Origin of the sequence: Colwellia sp. Arc7-D (assembly GCF_003061515.1) — a bacterium.
GTDB lineage: Bacteria > Pseudomonadota > Gammaproteobacteria > Enterobacterales > Alteromonadaceae > Cognaticolwellia.
This window is the reverse complement of record NZ_CP028924.1, coordinates 351,601-371,029: the sequence shown is the minus strand read 5'-3', so window position 1 is coordinate 371,029 and position 19,429 is coordinate 351,601. Positions and strand designations below refer to the sequence as shown.

At 37.3% G+C, this 19,429-nt stretch carries 17 protein-coding genes; 9 read left to right on the top strand and 8 right to left on the bottom strand.

All coding sequences use genetic code 11. The features are described from left to right. The first annotated feature begins 354 nt into the window (after positions 1 to 354). The 4 genes from DBO93_RS01590 to DBO93_RS01575 all read left to right on the top strand — a co-directional run bounded on the left by DBO93_RS01590 (position 355) and on the right by DBO93_RS01575 (position 2,850). Positions 355 to 903, top strand: a complete 549-nt coding sequence (locus tag DBO93_RS01590) for a hypothetical protein (protein WP_108454769.1) — start codon at positions 355 to 357, stop codon at positions 901 to 903. Between the two features lie 122 nt (positions 904 to 1,025). After that, positions 1,026 to 1,673, top strand: a complete 648-nt coding sequence (locus tag DBO93_RS01585; RefSeq protein ID WP_108454768.1) for a flavin reductase — start codon at positions 1,026 to 1,028, stop codon at positions 1,671 to 1,673. 42 nt (positions 1,674 to 1,715) lie between these two features. After that, positions 1,716 to 2,141, top strand: coding sequence for a DUF393 domain-containing protein (locus DBO93_RS01580; RefSeq protein ID WP_108454767.1), 426 nt, complete (start codon positions 1,716 to 1,718; stop codon positions 2,139 to 2,141). Further along, on the top strand, positions 2,104 to 2,850 hold the full coding sequence (locus DBO93_RS01575; protein WP_108454766.1) for an SDR family NAD(P)-dependent oxidoreductase: 747 nt from the start codon (positions 2,104 to 2,106) through the stop codon (positions 2,848 to 2,850). The genes DBO93_RS01580 and DBO93_RS01575 overlap by 38 nt, the downstream gene beginning before the upstream one ends. Positions 2,851 to 2,936: 86 nt before the next feature. On the opposite strand, the gene DBO93_RS01570 is transcribed toward DBO93_RS01575, so the two are convergent. The 3 genes from DBO93_RS01570 to DBO93_RS01560 form a co-directional block, all read right to left on the bottom strand. Then, positions 2,937 to 3,446 carry a CIA30 family protein gene (locus DBO93_RS01570; RefSeq protein ID WP_108457700.1) on the bottom strand — a complete coding sequence of 170 codons (510 nt, stop codon included), beginning with the start codon at positions 3,444 to 3,446 and terminating at the stop codon, positions 2,937 to 2,939. A 180-nt stretch (positions 3,447 to 3,626) separates the two neighbouring features. Beyond that, a complete protein-coding gene (locus DBO93_RS01565) occupies positions 3,627 to 4,244 on the bottom strand; it encodes an HAD-IA family hydrolase (protein WP_162533694.1) in 618 nt (205 codons plus the stop codon). A 145-nt stretch (positions 4,245 to 4,389) separates the two neighbouring features. Next, complete coding sequence (locus tag DBO93_RS01560; protein ID WP_108454764.1) at positions 4,390 to 6,480, bottom strand: transcriptional regulator; 2,091 nt, start codon at positions 6,478 to 6,480, stop codon at positions 4,390 to 4,392. Between the two features lie 128 nt (positions 6,481 to 6,608). Here DBO93_RS01560 and DBO93_RS01555 point away from each other — a divergent pair, with 128 nt between their 5' ends. Together DBO93_RS01555 and DBO93_RS01550 are read left to right on the top strand one after the other, a co-directional pair. Continuing rightward, a complete protein-coding gene (locus tag DBO93_RS01555; RefSeq protein WP_108454763.1) occupies positions 6,609 to 7,490 on the top strand; it encodes a prolyl oligopeptidase family serine peptidase in 882 nt (293 codons plus the stop codon). Between the two features lie 47 nt (positions 7,491 to 7,537). After that, a complete protein-coding gene (locus tag DBO93_RS01550; RefSeq protein ID WP_108454762.1) occupies positions 7,538 to 8,341 on the top strand; it encodes a hypothetical protein in 804 nt (267 codons plus the stop codon). Between the two features lie 121 nt (positions 8,342 to 8,462). Here the strand turns inward: DBO93_RS01550 and DBO93_RS01545 are convergent, their stop codons facing one another. After that, on the bottom strand, positions 8,463 to 8,855 hold the full coding sequence (locus tag DBO93_RS01545) for an MmcQ/YjbR family DNA-binding protein (protein WP_108454761.1): 393 nt from the start codon (positions 8,853 to 8,855) through the stop codon (positions 8,463 to 8,465). A gap of 335 nt (positions 8,856 to 9,190) precedes the next feature. Next, positions 9,191 to 11,269, bottom strand: a complete 2,079-nt coding sequence (locus DBO93_RS01540; RefSeq protein WP_108454760.1) for an EAL domain-containing protein — start codon at positions 11,267 to 11,269, stop codon at positions 9,191 to 9,193. Positions 11,270 to 11,698: 429 nt separating this feature from the next. On the opposite strand from DBO93_RS01540, the gene DBO93_RS01535 reads away from it, so the two are divergent. After that, positions 11,699 to 12,952, top strand: coding sequence for a serine protease (locus DBO93_RS01535; protein WP_108454759.1), 1,254 nt, complete (start codon positions 11,699 to 11,701; stop codon positions 12,950 to 12,952). Beyond that, complete coding sequence (locus DBO93_RS01530) at positions 12,943 to 13,911, top strand: FHA domain-containing protein (RefSeq protein WP_108454758.1); 969 nt, start codon at positions 12,943 to 12,945, stop codon at positions 13,909 to 13,911. The genes DBO93_RS01535 and DBO93_RS01530 overlap by 10 nt, the downstream gene beginning before the upstream one ends. A gap of 96 nt (positions 13,912 to 14,007) precedes the next feature. On the opposite strand, the gene trpS is transcribed toward DBO93_RS01530, so the two are convergent. Further along, positions 14,008 to 15,012, bottom strand: coding sequence for a tryptophan--tRNA ligase (trpS, locus tag DBO93_RS01525; protein WP_108454757.1), 1,005 nt, complete (start codon positions 15,010 to 15,012; stop codon positions 14,008 to 14,010). 40 nt (positions 15,013 to 15,052) lie between these two features. Beyond that, the gene (gene rpe, locus DBO93_RS01520; RefSeq protein WP_108454756.1) at positions 15,053 to 15,724 is read right to left on the bottom strand and encodes a ribulose-phosphate 3-epimerase; all 672 of its coding nucleotides are present in this window, start codon (positions 15,722 to 15,724) and stop codon (positions 15,053 to 15,055) included. A gap of 366 nt (positions 15,725 to 16,090) precedes the next feature. On the opposite strand from rpe, the gene DBO93_RS01515 reads away from it, so the two are divergent. Beyond that, entirely contained in the window at positions 16,091 to 16,735 is a 645-nt protein-coding gene (locus DBO93_RS01515; protein WP_108454755.1) for a TorF family putative porin, read from the top strand. A 167-nt stretch (positions 16,736 to 16,902) separates the two neighbouring features. On the opposite strand, the gene metL is transcribed toward DBO93_RS01515, so the two are convergent. Then, positions 16,903 to 19,410 (bottom strand): bifunctional aspartate kinase/homoserine dehydrogenase II, encoded by a 2,508-nt coding sequence (metL, locus tag DBO93_RS01510; RefSeq protein ID WP_108454754.1) that lies wholly within the window; start codon positions 19,408 to 19,410, stop codon positions 16,903 to 16,905. Positions 19,411 to 19,429: the final 19 nt, after the last annotated feature.

The window sequence follows — 19,429 nt, the reverse complement described above, 5'->3', positions numbered from 1 at the left end:
TCTTTAATAAATCATTCAAAAACTAAAATTTTCACTGCAAAAAGTATCCCCAAGATTTACGCAATCTCTGTATTTTCTATACTCACCACTAGAGTGAATTAACATCTTTAAAGTCGAATACATTAAATTTTGTGGCTATGAGGTCACACTCACTTTATCCATCCACATTTATCAATCTGCTTTTATTAATCCGCTTAATTAAGAAAGTAGTCTCACCACGCCATGATAAATGCAATCGTTGACTTATTTGCTTCAGCTCAACATTGTTAAATTCAACGTTGTGCTGACAGAGAAAAACGTTACCGTAATCATTGCTATTATTTAACAATAACATCAATGAAATAAGATCTATGCATGAACGAGAAACAACTCCGTGTAATTAAATGGTACTTGGTTGGCTTTATAACATTCACTATTTGGACAATGCTAATTTGGCAATATTTTCACTTGGGCGTGCCAAGTCATTATTTTCTTCAGCGTGCTGACATGCCAGAAATATCAAATGGCTGGGGCGGAATTTTGTTACCATTTTTTACTTGGTTAGCTATGATCCGAATTGAAAATAGAATACGAAAAGCACCTGCTGAGCAAAACTCATTAATTTGTAAACAGGTGGTATTCAGTTTTTTTATAGCCTTTGGTTATGGCGTAATATTGTCATTAATGTTTATTAAAGGGTATAGCGATATTTCTGCGGTTTTATTTCCTGCGATACTCGTTTTTGCGCTATTTTTTAAAGTTTATCAAGCGCAATACGTATTAGGCTTTATTCTTAGTATGAACATTACTTTTGGCGCGGTATTGTCATCTGTTTTTGCTGCTGTAATAGCCTTAGCCTCGGTTGTGATTTACTTCTTTATGCACTTTGTTATTGCACAAATAAAAAAGGCTTTTTTCAACTAAATAGCAAAACGATTAGCTAACCTAGCAATCTTCATTATTGCAGGTTCATTTAAAATAAGGTGATCGTAAACCCGATGCTTGTCGTATTGAATAATAGATATGGCTTACCAAACATAACTTAAATGAAATATATAAATAAAGACGAAATGACTTCAATGGCTCCTCGTTATAGAGCGCAAATTATTAATAGCTTGTCTGGTTTTAAAAGTGCCAACCTTATTGGGACGAGTAGCCAGAGCAGCACACACAACTTAGCGATGTTTAGCTCTGTATTTCATTTAGGTGCTTCACCTGCTTTAGTGGGTTTTATTTCACGTCCAGACAGTGTTGATCGACATACGTTAAAAAATATTAAACTGACTCAACAATATACCATCAATCAAGTGAGTGAGAGCTTTTGGCAAGCAGCCCATCAAACATCAGCCCGTTATGATGATGAAGAATGCGAATTTAAACAAACCGGCCTAACCGCAGAGTTAATCGCAGGTATAGATGCACCTTTTGTTAAAGAGAGTCAGCTAAAGTATGCCCTGGCATTAAAATCAATAGTCCCTATCACGCTTAATAATACGGTATTAGTTATTGGTGAAATTACCGATATTTTATGCCAAAAATCAGCGATTAAAGATGATGGTTACATTGATATTGAGTCATTGAATACCGTTATGGTTTCAGGCCTTGACAGTTACCACACCAGTAAAAGACTTTCACGTTTGAGTTACGCTAAACCTGGGGTATTGCCCAAAAGCATTCCTCTTAACGGTGAATAAAAGGCAAACTCAAATACACTTAAACCTCTGTGAGGCATGTTGATGTTAACAATTTTTTATGATGGTAATTGCCCAATGTGCGCGACAGAAATGGCACACCTTAAAAAGCATGATACAGACAACAGAATTAGCTTGGTCGATATACATCAAGATGATTTTTCTGCACGCTACCCGAGTGTTTGCTTTGATGATGCCATGAAAATATTGCATGGGCATTATAAGTCACAGTTGCTACTGGGACTTGAAGTAACCCATAGAGCTTGGACTTTAGTGGGTAAAGGCTTTTGGGTAGCGCCATTAAATTGGCCAATAATTAAAACCATCAGCCACTGGATATATTTGGGTTTAGCGAAATATCGTCATCCAATTTCAGCGCTGCTCGCAAAAATATTTAACATTAAAACCACTCACTGCACATCAGGAACATGCTATGACAACCCAACAAACACTGATCATCGGCGCAAGTAGCGATATTGGTATGGCTATCGCTAAGCAAGTACAAACTGATAAAAATACAGGTTTACTGCTGATAAGCCGTAATTTCAAACATGCTGACTTGCAAACGAGTGTAACCAATTCATCACAGGTGACTAAAATTAGGGTTGAAGATTATCAACCACAGTCAATTGATCACGCTATAACGCAATTAGCACAACATAACCAAGCACCAATAACCCGCGTATTTGTTTGTAACGGTATACTCCACAACGACACCATTAAACCGGAAAAACGCTTAGAAGACTTTGATGCTCAATCTTTCATTCAAGTAATGACATCAAACACTTTAACGCCGATGTTATGGATACAAAAGTTAACTCCATTATTGACAGGGAAGTCACCCTGCACATTCGTGCTATTTAGCGCTAGAGTAGGCAGTATAAGCGACAACCGCTTAGGTGGTTGGTATAGTTATCGCGCATCAAAAGCGGCTTTAAACATGATGATAAAAACCGCAGCGATAGAGCTAGCTCGCAGAGCTAAAAATATAAAACTTATTGCTTTTCACCCAGGTACAACCGATACGCCATTATCGAAACCGTTTCAAAAAAATGTTCCGGAAAATAAGCTTTTTAGTACAGAGTTTGTCGCTAAGCAGCTATTAGATATTGTTGAAAACACCCCAATAGACCAGAGCCCAAGTTATCTTGATTGGCAAGGTGAAACGATTAACTGGTAGTCAAAGGCTTACTATTTGATAATTAAGTAGCTAGGTTAGCGACTTAATTATCACAACCATTACGAAGCTTTACCAAACAGCACTCGCTATTTAAAGTTTACACTTGAAATGGCTAATGAAAAAGCACCAGCGACTTTACTACTCACTAAAAATCCCACTTCTATAATGTTTTCTGATAACAGTACTGGTGCATTAGGAATGTTGCGCCCCCGAAATGAGGCTTGAAAGTCTGCTAACAAAAACGTTAACTGCTTTTGTTGGCCAGCAACTGTAGTAAAATTGTGTTTATACGCTAAACGATAACCATCAAGCTTTACGCTCATTCTTAATTGATAAGTAAGCCCATCACCTTTAATATTAATAGACACCTTTTCAAAGCCTTTGTTTAACGATTTAATCGAACGAAAGACTGAACTAAACCCGCCATTATTTTCTAGCGAAATATGACCTGCAAAAAGAGCATGACTTGCTTGCAATGAAAAGCTCCCTTGAGATTGACCTCCCATAACGCCATCATTTGTAATACGCCAGCTTTCAATGTCTTGTGGTTCCAAAAGGCCTAGCTGTGATAAATTTTGCTTAGTAAAGTCAATCATAGGTATATGCTCTTTTTTGCTCGCTATCAGTTCCGAGCTATTCAGCGTAAATGGCTTATTGCTATAAATTTTTACTAAACCAAAAAAGGTACACAAAGTAAAAAATATAATTAAAGCAATAAAGCGCATCATGCTTACTTAGATATTAAAGCGGGATTAATTTTCGCCGCGTGATGAGTTTTAGGCTGAGTCACAAGTAGTTTCACGGGCAAAGGTTAACTCAATACTATGGCTTAACTCGGTAAGCTCATTCACCACAATTGTCGCCATACTGGCATATTCAACCACTTCAAGATGTGTGACTAAGCATGACATAGTATGAGCATTTTCAGCCGCTTGTAGGTCATATAAGTAATCGCCAACATATAATAAGTTTTCAACGGGCAGTGCCCATAGTTTAGCTAAGTGTAATAAGGCGTCTGGTGCGGGTTTGGCTTTGTGGTCCGCTCTTGTAAAAAGCAATTCAATGTCAATATTGTTACGCTGAATTTTTATTAATGCGGCTTCTCGACAATTACGCGTGACAATAGCACAAGGAATACCTAACCGAGACAATAGCTCAATAAGTTCACCAGTACCGAGTAACTTTTTTGTATTTAGCGCGTCATTAAGTTCAAATTCAACTAATAAATTATTGGCTAATATTTGCTGCTTTTTTGGTAAGGTATCTACAAAATCGAGTACGTCGATATTTTTCGGGCACCTTAATGCTGTGCGAATATCGTCGAAGTTTAAGTTTGAAGAAACCAAGGTATTATCTAAGTCAAATATTACGCCTAACAATTTATGTGGTAACACGCCATTTATCTCCTTATAAGAATGTTCAAGTAGCCGTTTGAGTATTTATTGAAATCAATACTTAATCTAACTAACAGTACGCGCTCTGCGTAAATAAAGATCATCTAAAGCGTGAAACTATCCTTTGCCCTGCAACTAAACTCGATTAATTCGACAACTGAAACTTCCAGACATTGCTTGTGTCTGACTCAATTTTTTCACAAGCAAAAAAGTCGTGTGAAAAAGCCGTATTACAACTATTAGGCGTTCTGCCTTTAAAGTTGTAAATAATTTTCTGTTCAAGCGTTGTTAAATTTAATGACTTATATGATTTACCCATTAAGTAATAAATCGTATTATCGCGCAATTGCCAATGTCGCCAACCAGAAATAGGAAAACTTTCAATTATGGTCGACTCAACACCGGTCATTAAATCTAATTGATATAAGCCTTCGTGATTAAACTTAGTGTAATAAATTTGATTATTGCTTCCTTGAACACTATAGCCACCGTTAGTCGTTACCTGAGTAACGGTATTATCTGGTGACATCTGCCAGATGTTCCATTGTCCATCAACTTCAGCACTAAACATGATGCGCTTTTCAACATAAGCAACGTGATGCACTTTTGTAAATCCTACTGCGATTTTCTGCCATTTTTTATTTTTCAAAGAATAGCGATATAAAGCATTATTAATGCTCGCAACGAGTTGATTATCTTCAGATGAGAAGGCCATAGCGGCAATATAAGTGATTTTTTCATCAAACGCGGCAATACTAATGCCACCTTGTTCAGCTTGAATATATATTTGTTCTTTACCCGTACGGTTAGATGTAAATGCCAGTACGTTAGATTTATTTCCAAGTATCGGATTGAGATTAATACCACTACTTTTTGTTAATGGTATTAACTTATTGCCCTGATTAGCGTAACTAAAAATATTAACCGTCGATTGACTACGTTCAGTTATCACCGTTTGATTAGTGTCGCCTTTTGCAAGCCGGCTGAACTGGTCGCCATGTTCAATAACCGTTAGCGTATGATGATTAACATCAAAACTGAATAATCCAGTACTGTTTGCCACTAAAATTATATCTGCTGAATGCCAAACCATGCCGTAAACTTCATCAACAAAATCGGCAGTCAATATAATAGAATTATCATTTAGCGAAATAAGTTTAACTTTATCGGTTTCATCACCGTTGTACTCAATAACAGCTAAGGTTTTAAAGTTAGGCGATATTGCAAACATATAATCCCCTACCGTATTACCTGTTTGTATCGGATGAGTAAGTTGTTGCTTTCTTCCGGTATCAAGTTGATAAGAATAAATAGCATATGGCTCAGATATACTTGATCTAGAGCGATAAATTAATCGTCTCTTTTTCTCATCAAAAACGAGTTGTGTAACCACCCTTTCGCCACAATCAATTATCGGTTCAAACGCCATGGCAGCTAAATTAACTTTAACTATTTCACACTGCCTTTGTTGTAAGTTGTTTAATCTCGATGCATAAATAAAACCATCGCCGGCAAATAAAACATCGGTGTAGTAATAATTATCATCTGTAATCGCTTGAGCAGGTGCGTCAGCCTGTTTAATGAAAAGTTGTGCACTCGCATCAGTGCCAGTCCGGTGTAGGTAAACCAGTGAACCTGTTTTTGCATCATAACTCGCGTTAAAAGCGTTCCCTAATGTTGATGTAACAGGTTGCCACCCAACAACCCGCAAGTTGTCGGCTGAACTTGTAGACCCATATAATTTATAAATAAAAAATACACTTAACGCTAATGCCGCAAAAATCCATCCTCGTTTACCGCCTAATAGCTGAAATTTATGACGATTATTTGTTGGCGTAGCAATCTCATCATTTTCAGCTGGGTGAGTGTCTAGGGAATCAGACTCAGCTAAGTCCGATTGAGGCTTATTATTTTCACTTGGGATGTTTTGTATAACAGGTGCTGCCGTTAATCTATACCCCACTTTACTTACCGTTTTTATCCATTGTGGTGAGGACGGGTTATCTTCGATTAATTTACGTAATTCACCAACAGCTCGATTAATCGCTGCATCACTAACAATTCTGCCTCGCCAAACTTTTGCAATTAACTCTTCTCTAGAAATAGCCTCTTGAGGATGTTGACAAAAATAGACCAGTAATTCAAAAATTCGAGGCTCAAACTCAATACATTTATCGTCTTTAATTAACGCTATCTGTTCAACGTCAACGACTATATCGCCAAATAAAAAACGCATTTAGTATTCCATCATTTAATTAATCATTATCATTTCATTATAAAACCATTGTTACCTCTTTATTGAATGAAATCAAGAAACTGACACACTCCAGCTTTAAATGAGTAAAGCATAACAAGAGCAATATAATGAATAAAAAAAGCATGATTAACCTTACTATAATCTCGTGTAGTTTACTTTTAGGCTGTGGAGGAAGCGGTAGTAAAAAAGCAGAGCAACCATCTCCCACACCGATAATAACGACATGTGCAGGACAATCACTTGAGTCGGGAACAAGCTGTATAACATTAGAGAATAGAGAGGCCATTGTTTATAAACCTAGCAATACTATTGAAGGGATCGCAGTGTTTTTACATGGCGCTCCTGGATCTCCTAAAAAAGTCAGTAAAATATTTAATGCTAAATCAATCAGTGATAGTGAACAATTAATATCCGTTTCGCCTCAAGGTATAAATGAAAAATGGGGCTGGGAAAGTGTTAATGACTCCGCGAATGCTAAGCAAGCCGATGTAGATTTTATTGTTAACCTTCTGACTAAGATCAGAACTGACAACAACATTACCACCGATAAAGTTTATATTTTTGGCTACTCTGCCGGTGGGTTTATGGCTTATAAACTTGCCTGTCAAATACCAGGACATATAACCGCAATTGTATCTCTTGCAGGACAATATAGGGGTGACTTTAGCGCCTGCTCAACATCTACACCGGTGACTGTGCATCACTTTCATAGTCCACAAGATAGAGAAGTCCCTATCAAGGGTAGAGAGGTGGGTGAGATAAAATCGGTTGCCGAAACACTCGCACACTGGTTGCTTATCAATGGTTGTAGTGAAACATTCACCACAGTGGAACACCCGAAAGTAAGTAGTACCAGTAATGGCACTGAGACTCAAACCTGGGAAGGTTGTGTCAAAGAAGTCAGCTTTTCAGCATTAAATAATGTACCGCATGAAGCCAGTTATAGCGCAGAAGTATTGAAACAAATCTACCAGCCTATTTTTAATTAAAGTAGGCCGTGTGGCAAAAGATTATCAAATATAATAAAGGATACATTATGCAGAAAATTTTCAGTTTTTTACTTATAGTAGTTTTTATATCGGCTTGCTCTGACGGTGGCAATAACGCAGAAATACCACAAACAGATAATACTTCAGGTAACACCAGCATACCGATTAATAATATCGCGATCCCTGATAATCGTTATGCTAATAACTATCAAGTGTTACTCTTTGGTAATAGCCATGTTATAGGGTTAAGTGGCTTACTTAAAAGACTTATTAGTGCAGGCAACCCTTTTGCCACAATTACCATAAAAAATGCTGGAGGTGGATTTTTAGATGATAGTTCCAGTAAACAAAGAAGAATTGAGTTACTTGAAAGTGAGCTTTGGACGCATGTTATCTTACAAGGCCAAAAATATTCTCAATCAGGTGCGAAAACCTACCCAATTAATGCAGCACTAGCTTGGATAGATAAAGCTAAGAGTCATAACACAACCCCGATACTTTTCCCTGAGCACCCACAAAAAGGGAAAACTCAAGAAGGGAGTAGAGTGCATCTTATACATACTGGTATTGCTGAATTACAAAAGGCGTGTGTTGCACCTGTTGGCTTAGCTTGGGATAGAGTCATCATGACGTATCCACAAATCGTCTTACATACAGATGACGGTAATCACGCATCTTTGACTGGGCAATTACTCAGCGCTTTCATTTTTTATGAAGTTATTACTGGTGAGGCAGCAGATTTGTTGCCCTTTGATAGTAACATCGATGTAGATGAAGCAACTCAGCAAATTTTAAGGCAAATGGCTTCTGAAACTATTAAAACTCATCCGCCTTGCATATTTGAAAAATAAATTTTCGGTGGAAGCTTCTATTTATAACAGCGGTTCCATTAAAGGAGTCGCTGTTTTATGAATCAACTAATCAGTATGTTGACCTACCTGCCCCAAGAGCAACCTATTGATAAATACTGTGCTATAGGTGTATTAGTAGTGACGTTTGTTCTTTTTTAGGCATTTTACTCACCACTAACCTATATGAGTTATCCATCATGCGTTCAATTTCTCCCTGAGGAATTGAACCATCCAAAATCACCGTATTCCATTGTACTTTATTCATATGATAGCCAGGTATAACCGCGCTGAATACATCACGTAACATTACAGCCTCATCGGGTTCACATTTTAAGTTAATACAATAATGCCCCGCCATTTTCCCTTGAGTGCCTTTTTCATTACCTTTGCCTAGGGCTAAGGTTGCAAACATTTTATGCTTTACTTTAAATACACTGACATCCTCACCAAAAGGAAAATATTCGATTGTTTCAGCTTTATCTAGTAAATAACGCCTAGCTTGTATGTTATCCATAATATTGTTACTGCACCTTAAATGAGTGATTAACACTCTATTCCGATAAAAAAACTAATTGACTACAATGGCAAAAAAATTGCCATTCATTAAGTAAATCCACAAGGACAATGACTAAAAACAGCCTAAAATAATGGCCGAAATCATACTTATATCATTCAAAAATAAAGATATAAGCCTGCGTTTTAAATGATAACTATTATCATTAAATCATACTCCAACAAACACGATACGACAACAAATAAAACCGCAAACTTAGGGGAGCGAACAGCTTAAAAAACTCTCATTCTTTTCATAAAAAAGTTGTAAAAAATAACAAAAAAACACTAAAAGGCCTAGTTAAAATAAGAAGACAAATTCATTATTTGCTTTGCAGGCATCGGCTTACTTAAATAAAAGCCTTGTACAAAATCACAACCTAACTCTCCCAACAAAGTATGTTGCTCTTTGGTTTCTACTCCTTCAGCTACAACCAAAAGCCCTAAACTATGTGACATGGCGATAGTTGCTTTAACTAAATCACAATCCGATTTATTTAACGTTATACCATGAATAAAACTACGATCAATTTTTAATATATCAAAATGATACTGCCTTAAATAACTTAACGATGAATAACCTGTGCCAAAGTCATCCATTGATAGTTTTATACCTAACTTATTGATTTCATGTAAAGCATCTTTAATATAAGACTGTCCTCCCATCAATACGCCTTCAGTAATTTCTAACTCAAAATCCTCAAAATCAATACCAGCTTCATTCACCGTATTTTGAATCAATCTCAATAGCCCTTCATCTCTGAACTGGCGAGGAGATAAATTAACGGCCATGGTGTATTTTTTATTCCCTTTACCTTGCCAAACACTTAAAAACGTTAAGGCTTGCCTAATGACAAACTGCCCAATGGGTACTATCAGTCCTGTGTGCTCAGCAATAGGTATAAATTCATCAGGTGTAACGTTACCTAATACAGGATTATGCCAGCGCAATAAAGCTTCCGCACCGACCATTTTGTCATTGCTAAGATCAAATTGGGCTTGATAGTATAATTCAAACTCTTGACGCTCTAATGCTCCGTGCATTTGCTCTTCAATCGCAAAACGACGTTGCATAACCGTGTTCATTTCTTTGGTAAAAAAAGAATGAGTATTACGCCCTAAAGCTTTAGCTTGGTACATTGCTGTATCAGCATTACGTAATAAGTCTGAGGCGCCAAGGCCATTTTCAGGATAAAGGGCAATTCCGATACTCAATGTTAATATCAGCTCTCTGCCATCAATATTGAATGGCTCTCTAAAGGTTTTTAGTAAAACCTCAGCAACGGCAAGCGCATTGTAATGTTCGGTTAGGCCCCGTAAAAGAATAATAAACTCATCACCACCTAAACGACCAACCGTATCTTCTTTTCGTAAAACATTTTGCAGTCGCTTCGCGGACTCGATCAACAACTTGTCGCCGATTTCATGTCCTAAAGAATCGTTCACTTTTTTAAAGTCATCTAAATCAAGAAAAAGTACCGCCGCCTGCTCAGTATTCCTATCTGCTTCAATTAATATTTGTGTTAAGCGATCTAGTGCCAAAAATCGATTTGGTAATAGCGTTAAACAATCAAAATAAGCTTGATGACGGATCAACTCTGCATTTTTATGTTGCTCAGTAATATCACGAATAATAACAACGAGCTGCTGGTATTTTGACAAATAATTAATTCTAGCTTCAAAAAAGGATAAACCACGCGGCAGGATTAAATCATATTCAAAACTTATCATTTCGGTTTGTTTTAATGCTTTGGCTATATGGTTATGAAACTTGCGGGCAACGTCTTCCGGTAGTACATCAGTCATATTTTTACCAATAAATTTTTCAGGCGATACATAAAGGTCACTTATGTTACTGGCGTGATAATCTACAATCGTTCCATCACTTTCCATCAAGAAAAATAAATCGGGTATCGCTTTAAATATAGTCTCAAGCATCTGATCTTTAAAAGTAGCTTGTGCTTGTGCATGTATTACATCGGTTAAATCAATATCAATACAGTACATTTGTTTATTGTTGTATTGGTTAGTAAAGAGCACATGACTTGAGTAAACACATACATCATTACCCTGTTTATCAAGTAAAGTAAGTTCTGCTGCGGGTATTTCTACACCATTTTTTATCCAGTTAGTGTGCGCAGCAATAACAAACTCACACATGGGTTTGGGAATAATAAGGTCTTCTATTTGTTGCCCCGTCGCCTCTTCTTTGGTGAAGCCATAAAGTAACTCGCTGCCCTCGTTCCAATAAATTACCCGTCGATTTTCATCATATCCCTGTACAGAAATAGCACTGACTGCATCAAATATCTGATGCAATGGGTCGTTAATAATATATTTGTGGCTTAACGCGCTAACAGCTTTTTTCGAATTCATAACGTGGAGAGGCCCAGTAACTTCAATATATTAATAATAGACTTAAATAGGTAATTTCGCTTATGTAAACAAAATAAAGCTGAGTAATATGCATCAGAGTAAATGATGGCTATTAGCTAGTTATACATATGTTTTCGCTTATATTAGCCCTTCGGGGAAATGAGGTTACTAAGCTACTGATTATACAAAGCCTCTAATGTGCTCTGTGCTGCTCAAGCTGCTTTAATTAAAAACGACAGTTTTATCGGCTATTAATAATCAAATGCTCACATTACCATTCCATCAACCATGTTATGCAACAGAGAAAAACGGTATTTAATCGGATAAAAGATGACAAAATTTATTACACTGGCACAATGGTAACCAGATAAGTTCTGCTTTGCCTAAAGGTCAAACAGTTCCTAAAGTAATAATAAAAAAGGATATTCAATGAAAGCTATTTTTGCTCTGCTACTTATGTGTTTTAGCACGTTAAGTTTTGCTGTTGAGCAGGCCGAAGAAATTTTTAAACAATTAGCCCCTTCACTTTATCAAATACGCTTAATCGACAAAGCCAGTGGTGAAAAGTCTTCTATTGGCTCGGGTTTTCAAATTAGCAGCGATGGTCTTATTGCGACTAATTATCACGTTATTTCAGGTTTTGCCCGACATCCTCATAAATACACCATAGAGTATTTAGATAATAAAGGTAACAAGTCAGCGCTTACCTTAAAAAGTGTAGATGTCATTAATGACCTTGCCATTGTTCAACGTGAAGTTAGCACTGAAATGCCATATTTTCATATCGCGAAGCAAGCGCCGACAAAAGGTGAGGAGCTATTTTCGTTAGGTAACCCGCATGACTTAGGCATGATAGTCGTACCGGGTACATATAATGGTTTAAAAAATGAGTCTTTTAACGACCGCATTCACTTTACGGGTTCAGTTAACTCAGGCATGAGTGGTGGCCCCGTTGTTAATAAGAATACCGAAGTCGTCGGCATTAATGTTGCTACCTCGGGTAATCAAATCGGTTTTTTAGTGCCACACGACAAATTACTTGCGCTTTATCAGCAATATCAACAAAACCCACCAAAAAGCATTGAGCAACAAATGGCAGCTCAGCTTATGCAGAATCAAGAAAAGTTAATTACTACAATTTTGAAAAGTGATTGGCAATTAAAGCAATTAGGTCGAGGCTTAATACCTACTATTGATGTGCCTTTTGTACGTTGCTGGGGTGAGTCCAACTCAGATAAAGTCGATGCTCAAATAATGGCGGCCGTTGCAAATTGCGATTTAGATGAAAATACCTATATTTCTTCTGACTTTTTTACTGGCTCTTTAGAAATGGAATACCGTTATATGGAATCAGATAAAATTGGCAGTACTAAGTTTTATCATATTTTTGAGCGTCAGCTAAACCAAGTAGCACCAGGTAATCTAGCAGGTAAGGATGATGTAACTGAATATCAATGTCACCATGACCTTGTTATGCCACAAAGCAGCAATATTAATAATAAAGCCGTATTTTGTACTCGTGCTTATAAAGATTTCCCGGCGCTGTACGATGTGCTTTATATCGCTATTTCTGTCGACCATGAGCAATACGCATTACTCAGCCATTTCACCATTTCTGGCGTTGCACAAGAAACCTCACTTGCCTTTTTAGCTAAATTTATGGAGTCGGTTTCATGGAAATAATTATTGAAGAAATCAGTCATGGTCACAAACTCTTAAGTCGCCAAAAATTTGCTCCAAACAACATTACTATAGGTCGGGGCTACGATAACGACATTATCATTAGTGACCCTCATGTTTGTCCTGAACACTTGCAGTTGCATTTTAACGGTGAGCATTGGTTGGTTGATGATCAAGGGTCAATTAACGGCAGTTTTCTTGAAGGCAGTAAAGAAAATGTTATCCAACATAAAGTCAGTTCTGGCGATATTATCTCCATTGGTAAAAGCCAAGTACGCCTTGTTTTTCCTAGTCATCCTGTATCTGAAAGTATTGCCATTAGTCCATTCGAGAGCTTAATAAACTTAGCGCGTCACCCTGTTGTACTTGCACTTAGTATGACTTTATTTGCTTTAATTGGTGGTTGGATAATCAATTTAAACAATGCTAACGAAGTTTCGTTAACTCAAATACTTGTGCCTACCATTGGCTTAACCTTAGGCTTTGCCTTATGGCCTGCCGGCATTGCATTAGTGTCACACTTGACCAAACATGATGCGCGTTTTTGGACCCAAATGGGCATTAGCTTTATCTTTTTTAATTTAATGTGGCTCAGTGATATTTTTGAAAACATTGTGCACTTTAATACTTCCAGTAATTTTTCAATGCTCTGGTTGTTATCTATTATTCCATTGCTATTGGCTTTTGGCTTATTTTGGCTTAACTGTTATGTCGGCTTTCACATGACTTTACGTCGTAGAAATGTTGTCGCCTCATGTTTAATACTCTTGCTCTTTGGCGGCAGTTTTGTCATTCAAATGAGTAAACAACCTGACTTTAATCCGCGCCCGCAATTTGACACCACCATTATGTCGCCAGCCTTTATATTTGCGCCAAGTACTAATGTTGAAACCTTTGTTAATGACGCAAGTAAGCTCTTTGATAAAGCGACAAAAAGCGTAGAAAAAGACAGTAAAGATTAATTAGATAAAAGCTTAGTATTACTGAGGTTTAAGCATAAAAAAGCCGTCGTGGTTACGACGGCTTTTTAGATATTACAAAAGTGCAATAAGGTGTAATTAAGGTTTGGCGATAAAACCAATAGCTTGATAAACCTCAGCTAGCAATTTACTCGCACGCGCTGACGCTTTATCTGCACCTTTTCGCATCACTTCATCTAAGTAGGCTTGGTCATTACGAAATTGATGATAACGTTCTTGAATCGGCGCAAGTAAAGCAACAACAGCTTCAGCAACATCACCTTTTAAATGCCCATACATTTTATCTTCATATTCAGGCACAAGTTCAGCAACTGTTTTACCTGTTGTACATGATAAAAGCGATAACAAGTTTGATACACCAGGCTTTTCTGCAATATCAAAATAGATATTCGCTTGCTCGTCTGAATCAGTCACAGCACGTTTAATTTTTTTGGTTATTTTCTTAGTATCTTCTAGTAAGCCAATAAAGTTACCTGGATTCGTATCAGATTTTGACATTTTTTTAGTCGGCTCTAATAAGCTCATGACACGAGCGCCAAACTCAGGAATAAAGGGTTCAGGCACTTTAAAAGTTTCACCATGCAAGTTATTAAAACGCGTAGCAATGTCACGTGCTAATTCTAAATGCTGTTTTTGATCATCGCCAACGGGCACTTTATTGGCGCCGTATAATAAAATATCAGCGGCCATTAAAACCGGATAAGTAAACAAACCTGAGTTCATATTGGCTTCAGATTTAGACGACTTATCTTTATATTGCGTCATGCGATTAAGCTCACCCATTTGAGTGTAGCAATTTAATACCCAGCTCAATTGCGCATGCTCAGGCACATGTGATTGAATAAAAATAGTGCTTTTTTCTGGGTCAACGCCACAAGCTAAATATAATGCTAAACCATCTAAAGTTGCTTTGCGCAACGCTTCAGGCTCAGGGCGAACAGTTATGGCATGCTGATCAACCAGCATGTAATAACATTCGTGACTATCTTGCATGCTTACCCATTGCTTTAATGCACCAAGATAATTGCCAATGGTTAACTCGCCTGATGGCTGACAGCCGCTTAGTACAATAGGTTTACTCATTTTTTATCCTTGAAGTTTTCTTAATTATTTAATCTGTTAATTATTTAACGGTGGCTAATGCTGCGCGCATTTCATCAATTGCAACTTTGTAATCTGGCTTTGAAAATATAGCCGAACCAGCCACAAACATATCAGCGCCTGCTTTAGCTATATCTGCAATATTATCGGCTTTAACGCCACCATCTACTTGTAAACGAATATCGAAACCACTGGCATCGATTTTTTCACGCACTAAGCGAAGTTTATCTAAAGTAGTAGGAATAAATGATTGCCCACCAAAGCCTGGGTTAACTGACATTAACAAAATAACATCGAGTTTATCCATAACGAAATCTAAAACATGTAAAGGTGTTGCAGGGTTTAATACTAAGCCCGCTTTACAGCCATGATCTTTAATGAGCTGCAAGGTTCTATCAATATGATCACTAGCTTCAGGGTGGAAGGTAATAATATCAGCACCGGCTTTAGCAAAATCAGGGATCAGGCTATCAACAGGCTTCACCATTAAATGCACATCAATAGGTGCGGTAATACCGTAGTCTCGTAATGATTTACAGATCATTGAGCCAAACGTTAAGTTTGGTACAAAGTGATTATCCATCACATCAAAATGAATAACATCAGCGCCAGCATTAAGCACCTTTGTAACATCTTCGCCCAAGCGAGCAAAGTCAGCAGATAAAATTGATGGAGCAATAAGAAAATCAGACATAGTAATTACCTTGACAAAATTTGCGATACTTTAACTTAATTGTGCAAATTTTGCGACTTAGATCAGTCACAAAAATGTATATAACATCTTATATCGTAATCAAGTTCACATGTAGATTTCAACACCTTGATTAATTTCAGTATAAGAAGCATTAAATATTGAATACTTGCATCAAACGATGCCCTTTTTTGCACACAATCGATGATAATTGCACCAATTTAGTACAATTATACATTTGATGACAAATTAAAATTCAACTAAAAAACATGTAAAGCACTGATATATGATTATTTAATATAAAAATAGGCACTCAGGCACTTTCTTTGCAATAGCTACATCAATTATAAAAACTTAGTGGACTAAAACATGAAAAAATCAATTATCTCTCTTTCATTATCGACGATTCTAGCAACTTCAGCATTGGTTTCTACTTCAGCCTCAGCACTTGAAGTAGAAGGTTTAAGTGCCAATGTTGGTCTAGTTTCTCAATATATTTTCCGTGGTATTGTACAAACAGACACAGCCTCAGCTAGTGCCGGTATTGACTATGAAAATAGTGGCTTTTATCTTGGAACTTGGGCGGCGGACGTTCAAGACGGTTTAGAAGTTGATATTTATGGTGGCTACGGCGGAGAGCTAGACAGTGGTCTAGGCTATAGCGTTGGTTTTACTTCATACCAATACACGGGTGATTTTGATACCTCATATAACGAAATCAACTTAGGTTTAAGCTACGATATGTTCTCACTGACTTATAACGTGGGTGAGTGGGAAGTTGAAAATGGTCCAGATCAAGACTACGACTTCTTATCGGCTACTGTTGAGCATGAAGGTTTTTATGCTATTTACGGTACTTGGGGTAAAGACTTTGATGGTGATTACATCGAAGTAGGTTACGGTACTGAAGTTTCAGGTTTCGATGTTGGTATTGCTATTGTATCTAACTCAAAAGAATTAGCCGGCTCTACAAGTGACGAAAACCTAGTATTTAGCATAGGTAAATCTTTTTAATACATAGTTAACAGCAACTATAATTAGATGTATCAATAAAATATTGATTGGTTGAGTTAAAGCCAATCAATATTTTTTTATCGCTAACAGTTTTGTAATGAATGAAAATTAAAATCCTTAATCTATATCTCTAATTTAAGTCCTTAATTTAAACCTCAACTTAAACCTCAATTTAAACCATTGATCTTAACTTGCTGATGACGATGATTTAATTGTTGGCAAATAGTAACCAAATCGGCATGAATGCCACCAGCGGTTACATCACGACCTGCACCTGGGCCACGAATAATCAACGCATTTTCCTGATACCACTCACTCTTAATTTGAAATACGTTATCGCACGGTGTTAACTGCGAGAAGGCATCCGTTTCACTTAACTCTTCCAAACTTACCTTAGCTACAACCTGATCATCTTCGCTTATAAATCTTGCTACATAACGAATAACACAAGCTTTCTCTTGTGCCTGCTTTAAGCGCGACAAAAACATTTCGTCTAGCTCAGCTGTTCGTGTAAGAAACTCGGCTAATGATATATCACGTAGTGGCTCTGGTACTAAGCTTTGGCAATCGATATCAGTTAACGATAACTCAAATCCAGCAGCACGCGCGAGTATTAAGAGTTTACGTTGTACATCTCTACCTGATAAATCTTCTCGTGGATCTGGCTCTGTAATACCTTGTGATAACGCGTCATTAAGCAGCGTTGAAAATGGTGTCAAACCATCGTAATACTGAAATAACCAAGATAAAGTACCAGAAAATATGCCAGAGATTTCTGAAATTTTGTCACCACTATTAAGTAGCTCTTTAATAGTTGAATTAATAGGTAAGCCTGCACCAACCGTCGTATTTCCAAGCCAAATACTGTTACTTTTTTCTGCAGTTATCAGTAATTTTCGATAGTTTTCTGTACTTGAAGAAGCAGCCCATTTATTCGCACCAATGACATGTATGCCACGGGTAAAAAACTCTTGATACAAATGGCTGAAAGCTTCACTAGGTGTAATATCAACAATAATCAATTCATCGTATGGGTGACTGGTTAGCCACGCTAATAATTGTTCACTATCATATTGCTGTGCTTGTTGCTGATAATGTTCAAGCGCATTGGCTACATCTATACCATCGGTATTTATTAACGCTTTACTGGCACCAACCAAGCCAACTAAATGAACATTTTCTAAGCCTGAAACTCGTGCAATTTGTTTAGGTAACATGGTTAAAAAACGTTGACCAACATTGCCTAAACCAGCAACAACCAATGCAATATTTTTAGCGTCTTTTGTCATATCTGCATGAACATTATTGAGCACTTCACTCGAACAAACCTCTGGTAATATCGCAATATAACTATGTTCATTAAAAGAATGTAAAAAATGTAAAGTAGGCTGATGTTTTAGCGCTCTTTTAAACCTAGCGCGCATATCTCCTTGCTTTGCCACGCTATGACCCACAATAGCTATAATCGCCACTGGTTTAAAGGTTACTTCTGTGTCATGGCTTGCTAGCCACTGGCTAACCGACTTTTGTTGTGCCTGTGGTACAACTATGTAGCCTTCGTCAAGGTTATAACAAACCGGTGAAAATTCACTTACCGCTAACTCACCTGACTTGGCTAAAAAACTAGCAGACTTTGCTAATATTAAATCGTTTAAACTGGTCACTGAAAGCTCTTGCTTTGCTATTTGACCAAACTTGCCTATTTCACTACCGCTAATATCAGGTGCAAAACTGCTCGCAACATGTAGGTGGGTATTATGACTAGTTAATGGTTGTAAAGTTTTTGCATGTAAAACAGGATTACCCAAACGACCAAGTTCATTAGCTACAGCATTAGGCAAACGGTGTAGTTTTCTCGCTGAAGGTACAATGCGAGGATCAGCGCTATAAATACCATCAACATCAGTCCAAAGCGTAACATTTCGCGCTTGTGACAATGCTGCCATTATTGTGGCCGAATAATCACTACCGTTACGCCCCAATGTACACGTTTGCTGTTGTTTATTACGTGCGATGTAGCCTGTTACAACCACTAATTTATTCTGTTGGCGAAGCGCAGAGAATGCAGTTTCACTTACGCTATAGTCAATGGTGCAATTTTTTTCATCTTGAAGTAGCAAGAAATCCCTCGCATCTAACATATAACTTGGGCAAACACTTTCACTTAATACCGCTGACAATAAACGTGCTGACCATACTTCACCAAAGGCTAATAAGTCATTTTGATAACTTATAGGGTCATTGATTAATTTTTTTGTGCTGTCTGCAATTTCATCACTTAATAAACCATTAAGTCTGGCAGCACTGCTGGTATTTAAAAGCTCATCAATTAATGTGGCTTGCACAGTATTTAAATCAGCAAGCGCGGCAAGTAATTGCTCACGTAACGTTACTAATTCATTATTTTCTTTATTGTATTCAGCACTTAGCAACGTCGCATCTTTTAGTTCAACAGCTAGCTGATAGATATCAAACAATGCATCTGTAGTACTACCGTTGGCAGATACCACTACAATGTCGTTTATCTGGCAATGCTGACGAATAATATCCACTACACGTTCAATACATGCACTGGTGGCTAAGCTACTACCTCCGAATTTATGCACATTACTAGCAATTTTTACCAATTTATTATTTGCCGAATTAGGCGTTTCCGCTACATTAGGATCAATCATTTTATTACCGCAGGCTGAC

What these genes read in the sequence shown, in the direction of transcription:
- DBO93_RS01590 (WP_108454769.1), top strand. Translation starts at nt 355, where the DNA reads ATGAACGAGAAACAACTCCGTGTAATTAAATGGTACTTGGTTGGCTTT.
- DBO93_RS01585 (WP_108454768.1), top strand. Translation starts at nt 1,026, where the DNA reads ATGAAATATATAAATAAAGACGAAATGACTTCAATGGCTCCTCGTTAT.
- DBO93_RS01580 (WP_108454767.1), top strand. Translation starts at nt 1,716, where the DNA reads ATGTTAACAATTTTTTATGATGGTAATTGCCCAATGTGCGCGACAGAA.
- DBO93_RS01575 (WP_108454766.1), top strand. Translation starts at nt 2,104, where the DNA reads ATGACAACCCAACAAACACTGATCATCGGCGCAAGTAGCGATATTGGT.
- DBO93_RS01570 (WP_108457700.1), bottom strand. Translation starts at nt 3,446, where the DNA reads ATGATTGACTTTACTAAGCAAAATTTATCACAGCTAGGCCTTTTGGAA.
- DBO93_RS01560 (WP_108454764.1), bottom strand. Translation starts at nt 6,480, where the DNA reads ATGCGTTTTTTATTTGGCGATATAGTCGTTGACGTTGAACAGATAGCG.
- DBO93_RS01555 (WP_108454763.1), top strand. Translation starts at nt 6,609, where the DNA reads ATGAATAAAAAAAGCATGATTAACCTTACTATAATCTCGTGTAGTTTA.
- DBO93_RS01550 (WP_108454762.1), top strand. Translation starts at nt 7,538, where the DNA reads ATGCAGAAAATTTTCAGTTTTTTACTTATAGTAGTTTTTATATCGGCT.
- DBO93_RS01545 (WP_108454761.1), bottom strand. Translation starts at nt 8,855, where the DNA reads ATGGATAACATACAAGCTAGGCGTTATTTACTAGATAAAGCTGAAACA.
- DBO93_RS01540 (WP_108454760.1), bottom strand. Translation starts at nt 11,269, where the DNA reads ATGAATTCGAAAAAAGCTGTTAGCGCGTTAAGCCACAAATATATTATT.
- DBO93_RS01535 (WP_108454759.1), top strand. Translation starts at nt 11,699, where the DNA reads ATGAAAGCTATTTTTGCTCTGCTACTTATGTGTTTTAGCACGTTAAGT.
- DBO93_RS01530 (WP_108454758.1), top strand. Translation starts at nt 12,943, where the DNA reads ATGGAAATAATTATTGAAGAAATCAGTCATGGTCACAAACTCTTAAGT.
- trpS (WP_108454757.1), bottom strand. Translation starts at nt 15,012, where the DNA reads ATGAGTAAACCTATTGTACTAAGCGGCTGTCAGCCATCAGGCGAGTTA.
- rpe (WP_108454756.1), bottom strand. Translation starts at nt 15,724, where the DNA reads ATGTCTGATTTTCTTATTGCTCCATCAATTTTATCTGCTGACTTTGCT.
- DBO93_RS01515 (WP_108454755.1), top strand. Translation starts at nt 16,091, where the DNA reads ATGAAAAAATCAATTATCTCTCTTTCATTATCGACGATTCTAGCAACT.
- metL (WP_108454754.1), bottom strand. Translation starts at nt 19,410, where the DNA reads ATGATTGATCCTAATGTAGCGGAAACGCCTAATTCGGCAAATAATAAA.